This window comes from Bradyrhizobium sp. Pa8 (assembly GCF_052588265.1).
Map to the genome: position 1 here is coordinate 8488182 of NZ_CP176767.1, position 13170 is coordinate 8501351.

15 protein-coding genes are annotated in these 13170 nt (G+C 64.9%); 7 read left to right on the top strand and 8 right to left on the bottom strand.

Annotated features, from left to right (window positions below):
* Positions 1 to 4: 4 nt before the first annotated feature.
* The 4 genes from ACKWRH_RS40250 to ACKWRH_RS40265 all read right to left on the bottom strand — a co-directional run bounded on the left by ACKWRH_RS40250 (position 5) and on the right by ACKWRH_RS40265 (position 6433).
* Positions 5 to 919: an ABC transporter permease gene (locus tag ACKWRH_RS40250; RefSeq protein WP_445218070.1), complete on the bottom strand. Its 915-nt coding sequence runs from the start codon at positions 917 to 919 to the stop codon at positions 5 to 7.
* Positions 916 to 2073 (bottom strand): ABC transporter ATP-binding protein, encoded by a 1158-nt coding sequence (locus ACKWRH_RS40255; RefSeq protein WP_445218071.1) that lies wholly within the window; start codon positions 2071 to 2073, stop codon positions 916 to 918. The genes ACKWRH_RS40250 and ACKWRH_RS40255 overlap by 4 nt, the downstream gene beginning before the upstream one ends.
* A gap of 75 nt (positions 2074 to 2148) precedes the next feature.
* A complete protein-coding gene (locus ACKWRH_RS40260; RefSeq protein ID WP_445218072.1) occupies positions 2149 to 3609 on the bottom strand; it encodes a glycerol-3-phosphate dehydrogenase in 1461 nt (486 codons plus the stop codon).
* Between the two features lie 136 nt (positions 3610 to 3745).
* Positions 3746 to 6433: a sensor domain-containing protein gene (locus tag ACKWRH_RS40265; protein WP_445218073.1), complete on the bottom strand. Its 2688-nt coding sequence runs from the start codon at positions 6431 to 6433 to the stop codon at positions 3746 to 3748.
* A gap of 202 nt (positions 6434 to 6635) precedes the next feature.
* On the opposite strand from ACKWRH_RS40265, the gene ACKWRH_RS40270 reads away from it, so the two are divergent.
* On the top strand, positions 6636 to 7739 hold the full coding sequence (locus ACKWRH_RS40270) for an NAD(P)/FAD-dependent oxidoreductase (protein WP_445218074.1): 1104 nt from the start codon (positions 6636 to 6638) through the stop codon (positions 7737 to 7739).
* A gap of 206 nt (positions 7740 to 7945) precedes the next feature.
* Here ACKWRH_RS40270 and ACKWRH_RS40275 read toward each other — a convergent pair whose 3' ends face one another.
* Together ACKWRH_RS40275 and ACKWRH_RS40280 are read right to left on the bottom strand one after the other, a co-directional pair.
* On the bottom strand, positions 7946 to 8128 hold the full coding sequence (locus tag ACKWRH_RS40275) for a YdcH family protein (RefSeq protein WP_008131172.1): 183 nt from the start codon (positions 8126 to 8128) through the stop codon (positions 7946 to 7948).
* A 196-nt stretch (positions 8129 to 8324) separates the two neighbouring features.
* Positions 8325 to 8549, bottom strand: a complete 225-nt coding sequence (locus ACKWRH_RS40280) for a hypothetical protein (protein WP_445218075.1) — start codon at positions 8547 to 8549, stop codon at positions 8325 to 8327.
* Between ACKWRH_RS40280 and ACKWRH_RS40285 the strand changes: the two genes are divergently transcribed.
* From ACKWRH_RS40285 to ACKWRH_RS40295, 3 genes are all read left to right on the top strand, one after another.
* Positions 8457 to 8663, top strand: a complete 207-nt coding sequence (locus ACKWRH_RS40285; RefSeq protein ID WP_063986093.1) for a YdcH family protein — start codon at positions 8457 to 8459, stop codon at positions 8661 to 8663. The genes ACKWRH_RS40280 and ACKWRH_RS40285 overlap by 93 nt on opposite strands.
* 127 nt (positions 8664 to 8790) lie before the next feature.
* Positions 8791 to 9009, top strand: coding sequence for a hypothetical protein (locus ACKWRH_RS40290; protein WP_445218076.1), 219 nt, complete (start codon positions 8791 to 8793; stop codon positions 9007 to 9009).
* Between the two features lie 21 nt (positions 9010 to 9030).
* Positions 9031 to 9282, top strand: coding sequence for a hypothetical protein (locus ACKWRH_RS40295; RefSeq protein ID WP_063981128.1), 252 nt, complete (start codon positions 9031 to 9033; stop codon positions 9280 to 9282).
* Positions 9283 to 9344: 62 nt separating this feature from the next.
* On the opposite strand, the gene ACKWRH_RS40300 is transcribed toward ACKWRH_RS40295, so the two are convergent.
* Positions 9345 to 10058, bottom strand: coding sequence for a GGDEF domain-containing protein (locus ACKWRH_RS40300; RefSeq protein ID WP_445218077.1), 714 nt, complete (start codon positions 10056 to 10058; stop codon positions 9345 to 9347).
* Between the two features lie 141 nt (positions 10059 to 10199).
* Between ACKWRH_RS40300 and purE the strand changes: the two genes are divergently transcribed.
* Positions 10200 to 10688, top strand: a complete 489-nt coding sequence (gene purE, locus ACKWRH_RS40305) for a 5-(carboxyamino)imidazole ribonucleotide mutase (protein WP_445218078.1) — start codon at positions 10200 to 10202, stop codon at positions 10686 to 10688.
* On the top strand, positions 10685 to 11791 hold the full coding sequence (locus tag ACKWRH_RS40310) for a 5-(carboxyamino)imidazole ribonucleotide synthase (RefSeq protein ID WP_445218079.1): 1107 nt from the start codon (positions 10685 to 10687) through the stop codon (positions 11789 to 11791). Before purE ends, ACKWRH_RS40310 begins: the two co-directional genes overlap by 4 nt.
* A 36-nt stretch (positions 11792 to 11827) precedes the next feature.
* Here the strand turns inward: ACKWRH_RS40310 and aqpZ are convergent, their stop codons facing one another.
* Positions 11828 to 12550: an aquaporin Z gene (gene aqpZ / locus ACKWRH_RS40315; RefSeq protein ID WP_063981124.1), complete on the bottom strand. Its 723-nt coding sequence runs from the start codon at positions 12548 to 12550 to the stop codon at positions 11828 to 11830.
* Positions 12551 to 12814: 264 nt separating this feature from the next.
* Between aqpZ and rpsU the strand changes: the two genes are divergently transcribed.
* Positions 12815 to 13111, top strand: a complete 297-nt coding sequence (rpsU, locus tag ACKWRH_RS40320) for a 30S ribosomal protein S21 (RefSeq protein WP_014492442.1) — start codon at positions 12815 to 12817, stop codon at positions 13109 to 13111.
* Positions 13112 to 13170 lie beyond the last annotated feature (59 nt).

A 13170-nucleotide genomic window follows, 5' to 3' on the forward strand; every position in this document is an offset into this window, starting at 1 on the left:
CGCCTCAGCGCCCCTGTTCCAGTTGCCGCTTCTGGAGCCGCTCGTAGAGCAGCAGCGGCACCAGCAGCACCGCCAGCAGCACGATGGCCGCGGCGGAGGCGACCGGCCAGTCCTTGTTGGTGAAGAATTCGAGCCACAGGGTCTGGCCGATCATCAGCGAATTGGAGCCGGCTAGGAGGTCAGGGATCACGAACTCGCCGACGATGGGGATGAAGCACAGCAGGACGCCGGCGGCGACACCGGGCAGCGACAGCGGGAAGGTGACGAGCCAGAACACCTGCCAGGGCGGTGCGCCGAGATCAGAAGCCGCCTCCTCCAGCACCGGCTCCATCTTGGCGAGCGTGGCGTAGAGCGGCAGGATCATGAACGGCAGATAGGAATAGACGATGCCGATATACATCGCAGTGTCGGTCGAGAGCCACACCACCGGCTGGCTGACCAGATGCAGCGCCAGCAGGATCTGGTTCAGCAGGCCGTCATGCTGGAGGATGTTGATCCAGGCATAGATGCGGATCAGGAACGAGGTCCAGAACGGCACGATCACCAACACCATCGCCACCGCCTGCCAGCGCTTCGGCAACCGCGCCATGCCATAGGCGATGGGATAGCCGATCACGAGCAACAGCGCAGTCGCGGTGACGGCGACGGTGAGGCTGCGCACATAGGCGAATACGTAGATGTCGTCGGAGGCGATCAGCTTGAAATTGTCGATCGACAGCGCCGCGAAGGCCGCCTTGAGCGCCTCCCGTCCCGCCATCAGGTCGAACAATGGCTCGTAAGGCGGCTGCGCGATCGCCGTCTGCGACAGGCTGATCTTGAGCACGAAGCCGAACGGCACCAGGAAGAACAGCAGCATCCAGACATAGGGCGCGATCGCGGCAAAGCGCGCGGGCCGCGCGAAGATGCGGCGCGAGCTCATGATTGCAGCACCATGCAGTCGTCGGGCGTGAACCAGGCGACGACATGCTGGTTGAGGCTGTAGGCGTCGACGTCGAGGCGCGCGCTGTTGGGGACCGACGCCTGCACGATTCCGCCGGCATCGAGCTTCACCTTGTAGGTGGTGGTGCCGCCGAGATAGCAGATGTCGGCGACCACGCCGTCCAGGCTGTTGATCGCCGTCTCACGACCGGCCTCGCTCACCGGGCCGCGACGCGACAGCTTGACCTTTTCGGGACGGATCGCGACCGACAGTTTTCCCGCGCCGACGCCTTCGCGCGGCTCGGCCACCAACAGCGCACCCGCATCACGCGTGCCGATGATCAGACGATGGCCGTCGCGCAATTTGGACTCGCCGTCGAACAGATTGATGTCGCCGACGAACTCCGCGATCCAGCGCGAGCGCGGCGCTTCATAGAGTTCGCGGGGGCTCGCGACCTGGGCGAGCTTGCCGGCCTTCATCACGCCGATCCGGCTCGCCATGGTCATGGCTTCCTCCTGGTCGTGGGTGACGATGATGAAGGTCATGCCGAGCCGGCGCTGCAGCTCCATCAGCTCGCCCTGCGTGCTCTCACGCAGCTTCTTGTCGAGCGCCGCGAGCGGCTCGTCGAGCAGGAGAAGCTGCGGCCGGCGCGCCAATGCACGCGCCAGCGCCACACGCTGACGCTGACCGCCGGAGAGCTGGTCGGGCTTACGCTTCTCCAGCCCCTGGAGCTTCACCAGCCCAACCATTTCCGCCACGCGCGTGGCGATGTCGCCGCGCGCCATGCCGGCCCGCTTCAGGCCGAACGCGATGTTGTCGCGCGCGGAGAGATGCGGAAACAGCGCATAGTTCTGGAACATCATGTTGATCGGGCGTTCATGCGGCAGCGCCTGCGCGATGTCCCGGCCGCCGAGCAGGATGCGCCCCTCGTCCGGCGCCTCGAACCCGGCGAGCATGCGCAGGAGCGTGGTCTTGCCGCAGCCGCTGGGCCCGAGCAGCGCGAAGAACTCGCCGGCCTTGATGTCGAGCGACACGCCGTCGACGGCCCGGAACGTCCCGAACGTCTTGGCGACGCCCTCGATGCGCAGCAACGGCTGCCCCGCCGCAGGAAGCGCACCTCCGCCGGCGTCTATCTTAGGCAATTCGTCCGTCATCGTCCCTGCCAACCCCGATTCCGTCGCACGCTAGCGGCCGATCGTCGCCAGCTCAACCTCTTCGGGGCGCGTCGTTCACATCGCATTCGCCATGAACGCGGCCAGCGCGTCACGGTCCGCCGCGGGCATCGCCAGACCCAGCTTCGAGCGCCGCCACAGAATATCCTCGGGAAAACGGGCCCATTCCCGGCTCATCAGATAGCGCACTTCGGCGCCGGTCAGTTCGGGGCCGAAGGCGGGGCCGAGCTCGTCGCGGGTCTTCGCCTCGCCGAGCACGGCCGGCAAGCGCGAGCCATAGGCCGCAACCAGGCGGTGGGCCTGCGGCTCCGACAGAAAGCGCCAGCGGTCGCGGGCGAGGTCGACTTCGGTGTCGAAACGATCCCAGGCAAAATCTCCGCCGGGCAACGCTGCGCCAGCCGTCCAGGGCGGCGACATCGGATAGAACGGCGTCAGCTTCGTCACGGCCCGCTCGGCGCGCAGGCGCGCGGTGGTGACGTCGCCGCCGAACATCGTGATCAGCGGCGCCTTGCGCCGGCGCGCGTGGAACAGCGTCGTCCCGTCGCGCCGCCGCACGGACGCCAGCGTCAGGTTGACGCCGGAGACCGCGCGCACCACGTCGGTGGGCGCGACGCGCTCGCGGAAATAGCGGCTGGCCGCCTCGCAGAGATAGCTGACGTCGGCCCCAGGCATCGCCACGATCGCGGGATCACCGGTGAAATCACGAGTGACCGTGCCGATCAGCGTGAAATCGCGCTCAAGGGGGGTCGCGAAGATCAGCCGCCCATCGCTGTTCTGGAAGACGTAGACGTTATCGGACTCGAACAGCTGCGGCACGATGATCTGGCTCATCTGCATGGCCGCCATGGTGGGCTGCGGTTGGCGCAGCACGGTCTCTGCGACGATCGACGTCCAGCCGCCGGTGGCATTGGCCAGTGCCCGGGCCGTGATCACGCGGCGATGGCCACGATCGACCACCGCGAGGCGCCATGTATCGGTTCGATCGGCGCGGACGCAGCGCGCCCCGGTCCGGATCGCAGCGCCGCGTTCGGCGGCATCCAGCGCCGTCAGCACCACCAGGCGGGAATCATCGACGACGCAGTCCGAATATTCGAAAGCCGTGCCGAACGGGCGCTTCAGCGCGTTGCCGACCGGATGATGCGTGATGTCGAGGGTCGTCGCGGCAGGCAGGTCGCTCCGACCGGTAAGGCTGTCATAGAGGTACAAGCCGGCGCGCAGCAGCCAGGGTGGACGCTCCTCGGAATGGGCCGGGATCACGAAACGCATCGGCCGGACCAAATGCGGCGCGATCGCAAGCCAGGTCCGGCGCTCGGCCAAAGCCCGGCGCACCCGCCAGAAACCGCGGCGTTCCAGCACCGACAGATCGCCATGGATCAGCCGCGGCGTCGCGGATGACGCCGCGCCGCCGAGATCGCCCTGCTCCAGCAGAATGACCCGCAGGCCGCGGCCGGCCGCATCGCGGGCGAGGCTGACACCGTTCAGGCCGCCGCCGATGATCGCAAGGTCGTAATCCGCCATGAAGCCGTCGAATGGGAGCTAGCGCCCGCCATCACTAGAGCCATTTCCATTCCGATGAAATCGGAACGGGGCCTTGGATTCTTGTTTTGACGGGTTTTCTTTGCGCGAACCGGTATCCACTTGGCTCGATAACGCTCTAGCCGGTCTTGAGCGCAAGCTCCATGGTCTCGGCGCGGCCGACGAGGCCGGCATATTTGCCGATCGGCAGCGGCTTGCCGAGCAGGTAGCCCTGCACGCCGTCGCAGCCCTCCTTGGCAAGGAAAGCGAGCTGATCGAGGGTCTCGACGCCCTCGGCAATGATCGACATTTCGAGGCCGTGGCCGAGATCGATCACGGCGCGCACGATGGCCGCCGATTGCGGATTGCGGCCGAGATTGATGATGAAGGCGCGGTCGATCTTGATCTTGTCGAACGGGAACGCCTGGAGATAGCTCAGCGAGGAATAGCCGCTGCCGAAATCGTCCATGGAGATGCGCACGCCGAGCGCCTTCAACCGGCGCAGCAGGGCAAGACCCCGATCAAAGTCCTCGATCAGCACGCCCTCGGTGATTTCCAGCTCGAGCCGGCCGGGTGCCAGGCCCGTCTCGATCAGGATCGAATGGACCAGCCCGACCACGTCGCCGTGCATGAATTGCGCCGGCGACAGGTTGACCGCGACCTGGAGCGGCTTCGGCCAGGACGCCGCCTCGCGGCAGGCCTCGCGCAGGATCCACTCGCCCATCTCGACGATCAGGCCGCTCTCTTCGGCGATCGGGATGAATTCGGCCGGGGAGACCTGGCCGCGCACCGGATGCTGCCAGCGCGCCAAGGCCTCGAAACCGATGATGTCGCTCTCGGCGACGCTGTGGCCCGCGACGCCCTGCGGCTGGAAGGCGAGCGCGAGCTCGCCGTTCTTGATCGCGTTCGACAGGTCCTGATGCAACACGCGGCGGTCGCGGATCTGCTGGTCCATCTCCGGCTGGTAAAGGCTGATCGTGCCGCGCGACTTCTGCTTGGCGCGGAACAGCGCCGCGCCGGCATTGGCCAGCAACGACGCGCCGTCGGCACCATTATGCGGGAAGATCGACATGCCGGTGGTGACGCCGGCGCGGACCGCCCGGCCGTCGATCTGAAATTCCCGGGCAACGGCCTCGCCAAGCTGCTGCGCCAGCGCAAGGCCCGCCTCCGGCTGCTTGCCGTCGATGATGAGGCCGAACTCGTCGCCGGACAGGCGCGCGACCACGCCGCCGCGCGCGGAATCCTGAAGCCGGTGGGCCACCTCGATCAAGAGCTTGTCGCCGAGCGCATGACCGAAGACGTCGTTGACCTCCTTGAGGCCGTCGAGGTCGAGGCAGAGCACGGCGAACTCCTCGCTGGTGCCTTCGCAGGCCTCGATCATCTGGGTCAGCGCCTGAAGGAAGGCGGCGCGGTTCGGCAGATCGGTGAGGCCGTCGTGATAGGCCATGTGCGCCATGCGCGACTCGGTCTGCCGGCGATCGGTGACGTCTTCGTGGGTCTTGATCAGATATTGCGGCTCGCCGGCATCGCTGAGCACGGTCGCCCGCCGGGTCAGGAACAGCCGCAGGCCGTCCTTGGTGGAGATCGGGTGCTCCTCGGTGATCATCCCGCGCTTCTTGATCGCGGCCTCGTCGCGCGCGATGATCAGCTTGGCTTCCTTGGGATTGAAGATGTCGGAGGCGGTCAGGCCCGTGGCCTCCTCACGCCGGCGGTTGAGGATCGTCTCCGCGCTGCGGTTGGCGAGCAGATAGCGGCCGTCCTTGACCTGCTCCACGATCAGCGCCACCGGAATGTTGTCGACCACGAGCTCCAGGAACTTCTTCGTGCTCTCCAGCTCCTGCGACAGCGAGCGGCGGTCGGTGATATCCTCGAACACGAGCATCAGGAATTCGGGCTTGTTGCTCTCGTTGCGGACCACGATCCGGATCGAGGCAACCATGCGCCGTTCACCAGCGCGGTCGACCTCGAATTCATTGCGGAACTGGCCGTCCGGCGAATTCAGTGCCGCCTTGTCGGCCGCCTCGATGCCGGCCGCCGAGATGGGCGCGAACAGCTCCCGCGCATTCTTGCCGACGGCGTGGTCGCGCGAGAACCCCCAGAACCGTTCATAGGCGCTGTTGGCGAAGATGTAACGACCGTCCTCGATGTTCTTCGCGGCGACGCAGGCCGGCACGTGGTCCAGCACGGTTTCCAGGAATTGCTTGGTGGAGGCGAGCTGCCGTGACAGCTTGCGCTGATCGCTGACGTCCAGATGCGTCGCGACCGAGCCGCCGTTCGGCAACACGAAATATTTCACCAGGATGGCGCGGCTATCGGGCAGTTCGGTGATCAGGCCGTTGGGGCTCGCCGCCTTCTCGTAGAACTCATCGTCGGAGACACCGCCGAGGACGTCGCGCTTGCGCCTGAGTTCGAGGATGTCGTAGCCGGTCATGCCGGTCCACAGATCCGAGCGCGCCAGGCCGTAGATCTCGAGATAGCGGTCGTTGCAGAACATGATGCGTCGTTGCGCATCAGTCATCACCACGCCCTGGTTGAGATTGTTCATGGCGGAGGAGACGAAGGCGTTGCGCCGCAGCTGCAAGCGCTTGGTGCGGCGCAGCGAGGAATGGATCCACAGCGCGATGGCGGCCAGGAACGCACAGACGACGATGCCGCCGATCAGCGCTTCCCAGACCAAATTAGGATCGAGCTTGCCGAGATAGCTCGGCGGCGCGAAGCTGTCCGAGAGCGCGAAGGCGCGCGCGGGCGCGACCGCGCTGCCCAGGCACACAACGGCCTGCACAGCAATCGGAAGCGTGCTGCCCACGTGCCAGTTCTTCTCAGCCATCAGCCACCCGCGATTTCAACGTCGGATTGTCTGGCTTCACGGGTTTGGATCGGGTAAACGCCTGTACGCGCAACAGAAAAATGTGACGCCAAATACGGCAATTGCCCTGACATGATAAATGCTTCCTTAATGGAAAACGGCCCGGCGCCGTGGTTCTCGGGCCTGATGCCACCGATGCTTTCAACGGACACACTGCACAACCATGGATAGGGTCGACTGCGTCGTCATCGGAGCCGGCGTGGTCGGGCTCGCGGTGGCTCGAAAGCTTGCCCAGGCCGGGCGCGAGGTGATCGTGCTCGAGGAAGCCGAGGCCATCGGCACCATCACCTCCTCGCGCAACAGCGAGGTGATCCATGCCGGCATCTATTACCGCGCCGGGAGCTGGATGGCGCGCATGTGCGTCAGCGGCAAGCATGCGCTGTATCGCTACTGCGACGAGCGCGGCATCCCGCACAAGAATTGCGGCAAGCTAATCGTCGCGACCAGCGCCAAGGAGACCGAGAAGCTTCAATCGATCAAGGCGCATGCCGAGGCCAATGGCGTGCTCGACATGCAGCTGCTCACGGGCGAGGCCGCGCGCGCGCTCGAGCCGGCGCTCGCCTGCGATGCCGCGCTGCTCTCGCCATCGACCGGCATCATCGACAGCCACGCCTACATGCTCTCGCTGCGCGGCGAGGCCGAGGCAGCCGGCGCGGCCTTTGCGTTTCACACCCCGCTGATCCGCGCCAAGGCAGCCGGCGATGTGATCGAGATCGAGGCCGGCGGCGAAGCGCCGATGACGCTGCAATGCGGCCTGCTCGTCAACGCCGCCGGGCTCTCGGCGACAACGGTCGCACGCCACATCGACGGCATGCCGATCGACCGGATTCCGCCGGCCTATCTCGCCAAGGGAAATTATTTCAGCTGCAACGCCAGGGCACCGTTCTCGCACCTGATCTATCCGGTGCCCGAGCCAGGCGGGCTCGGCGTGCATCTGACACTGGACATGGCCGGACAGGCGCGCTTCGGCCCCGACGTCGAGTGGATCGAGACCATCAATTACGAGGTCGATCCATCACGCGCCGAACGCTTCTATCCGGCGATCCGGAAATACTGGCCGACGCTGCCCGACGGCGCGCTGATGCCGAGCTATTCAGGCATTCGCCCGAAGATCGTGCCGCCGGCGGTGGCCACGCAGGATTTTCTGATGCAGGGCCCGCGCGATCACGGCGTCGAAGGCCTGATCAACCTGTTCGGCATCGAATCGCCGGGACTGACGTCATCGCTCGCGATCGCGGATCACGTCGCCGAGCTCGCAAGCATCTAGAGCGTTTTCGCGCGAAGTGGATACCGGTTCGCGCAAAGAAAACGCGTCCAAAGAATCCAGAGCCCCATTCCGATGCCGTCGGAACGGAAACGACTCCAGGCGCCGCGCAAATAGCTTTGCACAGAGCTAACCTTCACGCAGGGATGAGCAATAGCTCTCACCCCTGCGTGAAGGGTAGGTTCAATTCTACGCTGTTACGGGGGTTACTAGTGGAGCGTGTCGCCGGTGTGCTTCAAGCGCTCGATCTGGTCCTTGACCATCAACTTCCGTCGCTTCAACTCAACAATTTGCAGGTCGTCTGTTGAAAGGTGCACGAGAGCTTCGTGCAATTCGTTTTCGAGCGTTTTGTGCTTCCGTTCCAATTCAACCAGATGTGCCTGAATTGTCATTCGAAACCTCCTCGGTAGGGGGAAACCTTGGATTCGATCCGGACGAGCAAGTGTACATCACCGATTCGTTCTGTCGATGGATATCCGTCGTCGCAGCGTCATTTTTGAAAATTCATATGTAACGAAGCGTGAGTAAGGAACCACGCTGGAAAAATCCATGATATCAACGTGCTTGCGCAACGCTGAAACGAATCGTCTAAATATCTTGCAAGAGTTCGGTGAGCGGCGGCCCGAGATCGCTTGCGATCACGGCGCGCAAGGACGATAATTTCCACAGGGCATCCACAGCCTTGAATCTCACGCCCATCGGGTTTCGGCCACCGCGAACATGACCAATGAAGACGAGCGTGAGCTCGAAGCCGAGCTCACCCGGTTGCAGCAAGAACACCGAGATCTCGATGCCGCGATCGATGCGATGCATCAATCGCCTGCCCCCGACCTGTTGCGGTTACAACGGTTGAAGAAGCGCAAGCTGTTGTTGCGCGACCGTATCGCGTTCATCGAAGACCAGATCACGCCGGACATCATCGCCTGATCCGCGAAGACCTTTTTGTGGCAGCTCGCCGCATCCGAATCCGCTTGACTCGAAAAGAACAAAATAGGAACATTTGGGTATCCCACCGCCCCAGGAAACGCCCAGGAAACCCCCGAGGACAACGCAGATGTCGGCAACCGCCCTTCTCGACAACAGCCATTATGAACAGGCCTGCGACCAGGCGATCGCGATGTGCGACGGCAATCTGCGCAGCACCATCAAGGCGCTGATCATGGCCAACGAATATCTGGAAGCAGAGCTGGAAGAATTACAGGCGGCGATTACAGCCGGCTGCATTCCCGAGACCGCGCGCAGCAAAGTGCGGAGCAACAGCAGCGCCGCCTGAGTTCAACATCGGAGCAACGCCATGTCGGATGTGACCTACTACGTTGCAATGCCCTTCCTGATCGATGCCGACGGATCGCCTGTCGCGGGCGCCGCGGAGGAATGCCAGAGCTCGGCGGCCGCGTTGCGGCGCGCCGAGATCCTGGCGCACGGTGCCGGCCATATCGGCGCGGTTGCGTTCAGCCGCAGCGGCGATCCCATGACCGGCGAATTCGGCGACGCCACGCTGCTGCGCAAATTCGGCAACGTGCCGGAAGATCTGGCCACGCTGTAAGGGTTGTTGCTCTAGCATGACCTCCGCGCAACGCGGTCCGCGTTTGTCGCGAGGATCGTGCTCTAGTTGCTGACCAGCCTGATGCGCGGCTCGTGCCGCCGGTGCGCCTTGCGCACATACATGGCCGCATCAGCCTCCTCCAGCGCGCGACCTGCATCGGACTGCGCCCCCAGCAGCGCGACACCTGCGGAGGCGCCCGCGGTCACGAGCTGACCGCGAAAGGCAAACGACAATTCGTCGATCGCCTGCTCGAAGGTCGCGGCCTTCGCCTTGGCGTCGGTCTCGCTGAGATTCCAGAGCAGCAGCGCAAACTCGTCGCCGCCAAGCCGGCCGACCACGTCCGAGGCGCGGACCTGCCGCGTCAGGGTGGCCGCAATCGCCTTGAGCACCTCGTCTCCGGCGGCATGGCCGAAGGAATCGTTGATGGGCTTCAGGCGATCGACGTCGAGGACGATCAGCGCGCCGCTGGCGCGGTAACGCTTCATGTAGGCGATGGCGCGCGCGAGCTCGCGCTCGAAGCCGCGCCGGTTCGGAATCTCGAGCAGGAAATCGGTGTCGGCTGCAGCTTCCAGTTCCGCGACCCGCCGTTCCGCCTCCTTGAGCTTGCTCCGCAAGCCGCGGATGGTCGCCCTGGTGTCGTCGGCGGCCGGCGCTCCGCCCCGCGCCGGCTTGGCCGGGCGCTTCGCCAGCCGCCTGGGGGCGGCTTTGGAGCGGCTGGCGCTGGTCTTCCGGCCCTTTTTGGCCTTCGCAGCGCTTGCCCTTTTTGGTTTCTTCATGGGCATCCTGCTCAATGAAGGCTTGCGGGGATTCACCAAGACAGGATAGTGCATTCCCTTCTCCTTGCCACCGCCTTGCGAGCCACCGGCCGGAACCGTTAATCTGGCCTATCTTTCTGTTTTCCGAGCACAATTGACGTCATGACCGCGCCGATCGCCATCATCATGGGAAGCCAGTCGGACTGGGAGACGATGCGGCATGCCGCCGACACGCTCGCAGCGCTCGGCGTTGCCGCCGAGACCCGCATCGTTTCGGCACACCGCACCCCCGACCGGCTGTTTGCATTCGCCAAGGGCGCCAAGGCGGCAGGCTACAAGGTCATCATCGCCGGCGCGGGTGGCGCTGCGCATCTGCCCGGCATGGCGGCGGCGCTGACGGAACTGCCCGTGTTCGGCGTTCCCGTCGAATCCAGGACGCTCAAGGGCATCGATTCGCTCTATTCGATCGTGCAGATGCCCGCGGGCATCCCGGTCGGCACCCTCGCCATCGGCAAGGCCGGCGCGATCAACGCGGCGCTGCTTGCAGCCTCGGTGCTCGCATTGTCCGACCCGGCCCTGTCCGACCGCCTCGCCACCTGGCGCAAGGCACAGACCGAGGCGGTTGCGGAGCGCCCGGAGGACAAGGCGTGACTGACGCAAAGCAGGTGAAGCTGAAGCCCGGCGACACCATCGGAATCCTCGGCGGCGGACAATTGGGGCGGATGCTGGCCATGGCTGCGGCGCGGCTCGGCCTGCGCTGCCAGGTATTCTCGCCCGATCCGGACTCGCCCGCCTTCGACGTCGTGCTGAACGCGACCTGCGCCGAATATGCCGACGTCGAAGCGCTCGAGCTGTTCGCCAACGACGTCGACGTCATCACCTACGAATTCGAGAACGTGCCGTCTGCCGCCGCGATGGTGCTGGACGCGCGCCGCCCGGTGCTGCCCAACCGCAAGATCCTCGAGACCACCCAGGACCGGCTCGCCGAGAAGGATTTCGTGACGCGGCTCGGCATCGGCACCGCAGCCTATGCCGACGTCACTTCGGTCTCCTCGCTGCGCGAGGCGATCGCAAGGATCGGCCTTCCGGCCGTGCTGAAGACCCGCCGCTTCGGCTATGACGGCAAGGGCCAGGCCATCATCCGCGAGGCCGACGACATCGCCAAGGTCTGGACCAGCCTCGCCACCAAATCGGCGATCCTGGAAGCCTTCATCCCGTATGAGCGCGAGATTTCCGTGATTGCGGCCCGCTCGGCGACCGGCCAGGTCGAGTGCTTCGACGTCACCGAGAACGAGCACCGCGACCACATTCTGAAGATGTCCCGCGCCCCCGCACAGATTCCGGATGCGCTCGCGGAAGAAGCGCGCAGCATCGCAGGCAAGATCGCCGGCGCGCTCGATTATGTCGGCGTGCTCGCGGTCGAGATGTTCGTGCTCGCCAACGGCACCGGGCCGAAGGTGCTGGTCAACGAGATCGCCCCGCGCGTGCACAATTCCGGACACTGGACGCTCGACGGCGCCTCGGTCTCGCAGTTCGAGCAGCACATCCGCGCCATTGCCGGCTGGCCGCTCGGCAAGGCCGTGCGCCACGGCGAAATCGTCACGATGACCAATCTGATCGGCGACGAGATCAACGATTACGAGAAGTGGCTGAGCGTCCCGGGCGCGACCGTGCATGTCTACGGCAAGGGCGCGCCGCGCCCCGGCCGCAAGATGGGCCACGTCACCGAAGTCAGGCCGACGAAGGGCAAGTAGCGGGACCGCGGCGCATGCCGCGATCCCGCCTTTCGATCAGGCCGTCTTCACGCCCGCGACGACGCCAGAGGGCTCCTCGCTGAGCCAGCGATAGAGCACCCCGCCCAGCGCGCCGCCGATCAGCGGTGCGACCCAGAACAGCCAGAGCTGCGACAGCGCCCAGCCGCCGACGAACAGTGCGGGCCCCGTGCTGCGCGCCGGGTTCACCGACGTGTTGGTGACGGGGATGCTGACGAGATGGATCATCACCAGCGCGAGCCCGATCGCGAGCGGAGCGAAGCCCGCGGGCGCGCGGCCATGGGTGGCGCCCATGATGACGAACAGGAACATCATGGTCATCACCACCTCGGTGACGAAGCAGGCGATCAAGCTATACTGGCCGGGCGAATGCGCGTCATAGCCGTTCGACGCAAAACCCTTGCTGACGTCGAATCCGGGGGCGCCGCTGGCGATGATGTAGAGCAGCTGGGCGGCCACGATCGCACCGCAGACCTGCGCGATCACGTAAGGCAGGATCTGTCCCGCCGGGAAGCGTCCGCCGGCGGCAAGCCCGACGGTGACAGCCGGGTTGAGGTGGCAGCCCGAGATGTGCCCGATCGCATAGGCCATGGTGACGACGCTCAACCCGAAGGCCAGGGACACGCCGACGAGGCCGATCCCGACCTGCGGAAAGCCGGCGGCGATCACCGCGCTGCCGCAGCCTGCGAATGTGAGCCAGAATGTGCCGATCGCCTCGGCAGCGTATTTCTTCATATCCATGTGACGTCTCCCCTAATTCCAGGAATTTCCGGAGCAAAGCTCCGGGAACTGCCCCATCCTTGGCGCCGAATCACCCAAATCGGGGCCGTACGGAGGTATTTTCGCCTTATTTAATGGCTGAACTTGGCCCGAAAACCTGCTTGGCAGGTGGACATCGCGGGTTTTGTCTGATACATCCGCGCCCTCAAGGTTAAGGGCTTGTGCGTTTCGCCATCCCCTTTGACTTACCAGAATTCAAATCCGATCCACTGAAGAGGATGCCGCGTGCAGGTTCTCGTTCGCGATAACAATGTCGATCAAGCCCTCAAGGCGCTGAAGAAGAAGATGCAGCGCGAGGGAATTTTCCGCGAGATGAAGCTCCGCGGTCATTATGAGAAGCCCTCCGAGAAGAAGGCCCGCGAAAAGGCCGAGGCCGTGCGCCGCGCGCGCAAGCTGGCCCGCAAGAAGCTCCAGCGTGAAGGCCTGTTGCCGATGAAGCCGAAGCCGGTGTTCGGCGCCGGTCCCGGCGGTGATCGTGGCGGCCGCAGCGGCCCTGGTGCAGGTCCGCGCGGACCGCGCTGATTCTGCCTGACTTGCAGGACTTCAGTTTTCCAAGACTTCAGTTTTCGATGACGCGGGCC

What these genes read in the sequence shown, in the direction of transcription:
- ACKWRH_RS40250 (WP_445218070.1), bottom strand. Translation starts at nt 919, where the DNA reads ATGAGCTCGCGCCGCATCTTCGCGCGGCCCGCGCGCTTTGCCGCGATC.
- ACKWRH_RS40265 (WP_445218073.1), bottom strand. Translation starts at nt 6,433, where the DNA reads ATGGCTGAGAAGAACTGGCACGTGGGCAGCACGCTTCCGATTGCTGTG.
- ACKWRH_RS40285 (WP_063986093.1), top strand. Translation starts at nt 8,457, where the DNA reads ATGACCAATGAAGACGAGCGTGAGCTCGAAGCCGAGCTCACCCGGTTG.
- ACKWRH_RS40300 (WP_445218077.1), bottom strand. Translation starts at nt 10,058, where the DNA reads ATGAAGAAACCAAAAAGGGCAAGCGCTGCGAAGGCCAAAAAGGGCCGG.
- ACKWRH_RS40280 (WP_445218075.1), bottom strand. Translation starts at nt 8,549, where the DNA reads ATGCATCGCATCGATCGCGGCATCGAGATCTCGGTGTTCTTGCTGCAA.
- purE (WP_445218078.1), top strand. Translation starts at nt 10,200, where the DNA reads ATGACCGCGCCGATCGCCATCATCATGGGAAGCCAGTCGGACTGGGAG.
- ACKWRH_RS40270 (WP_445218074.1), top strand. Translation starts at nt 6,636, where the DNA reads ATGGATAGGGTCGACTGCGTCGTCATCGGAGCCGGCGTGGTCGGGCTC.
- ACKWRH_RS40290 (WP_445218076.1), top strand. Translation starts at nt 8,791, where the DNA reads ATGTCGGCAACCGCCCTTCTCGACAACAGCCATTATGAACAGGCCTGC.
- aqpZ (WP_063981124.1), bottom strand. Translation starts at nt 12,550, where the DNA reads ATGGATATGAAGAAATACGCTGCCGAGGCGATCGGCACATTCTGGCTC.
- ACKWRH_RS40260 (WP_445218072.1), bottom strand. Translation starts at nt 3,609, where the DNA reads ATGGCGGATTACGACCTTGCGATCATCGGCGGCGGCCTGAACGGTGTC.
- ACKWRH_RS40275 (WP_008131172.1), bottom strand. Translation starts at nt 8,128, where the DNA reads ATGACAATTCAGGCACATCTGGTTGAATTGGAACGGAAGCACAAAACG.
- ACKWRH_RS40255 (WP_445218071.1), bottom strand. Translation starts at nt 2,073, where the DNA reads ATGACGGACGAATTGCCTAAGATAGACGCCGGCGGAGGTGCGCTTCCT.
- ACKWRH_RS40295 (WP_063981128.1), top strand. Translation starts at nt 9,031, where the DNA reads ATGTCGGATGTGACCTACTACGTTGCAATGCCCTTCCTGATCGATGCC.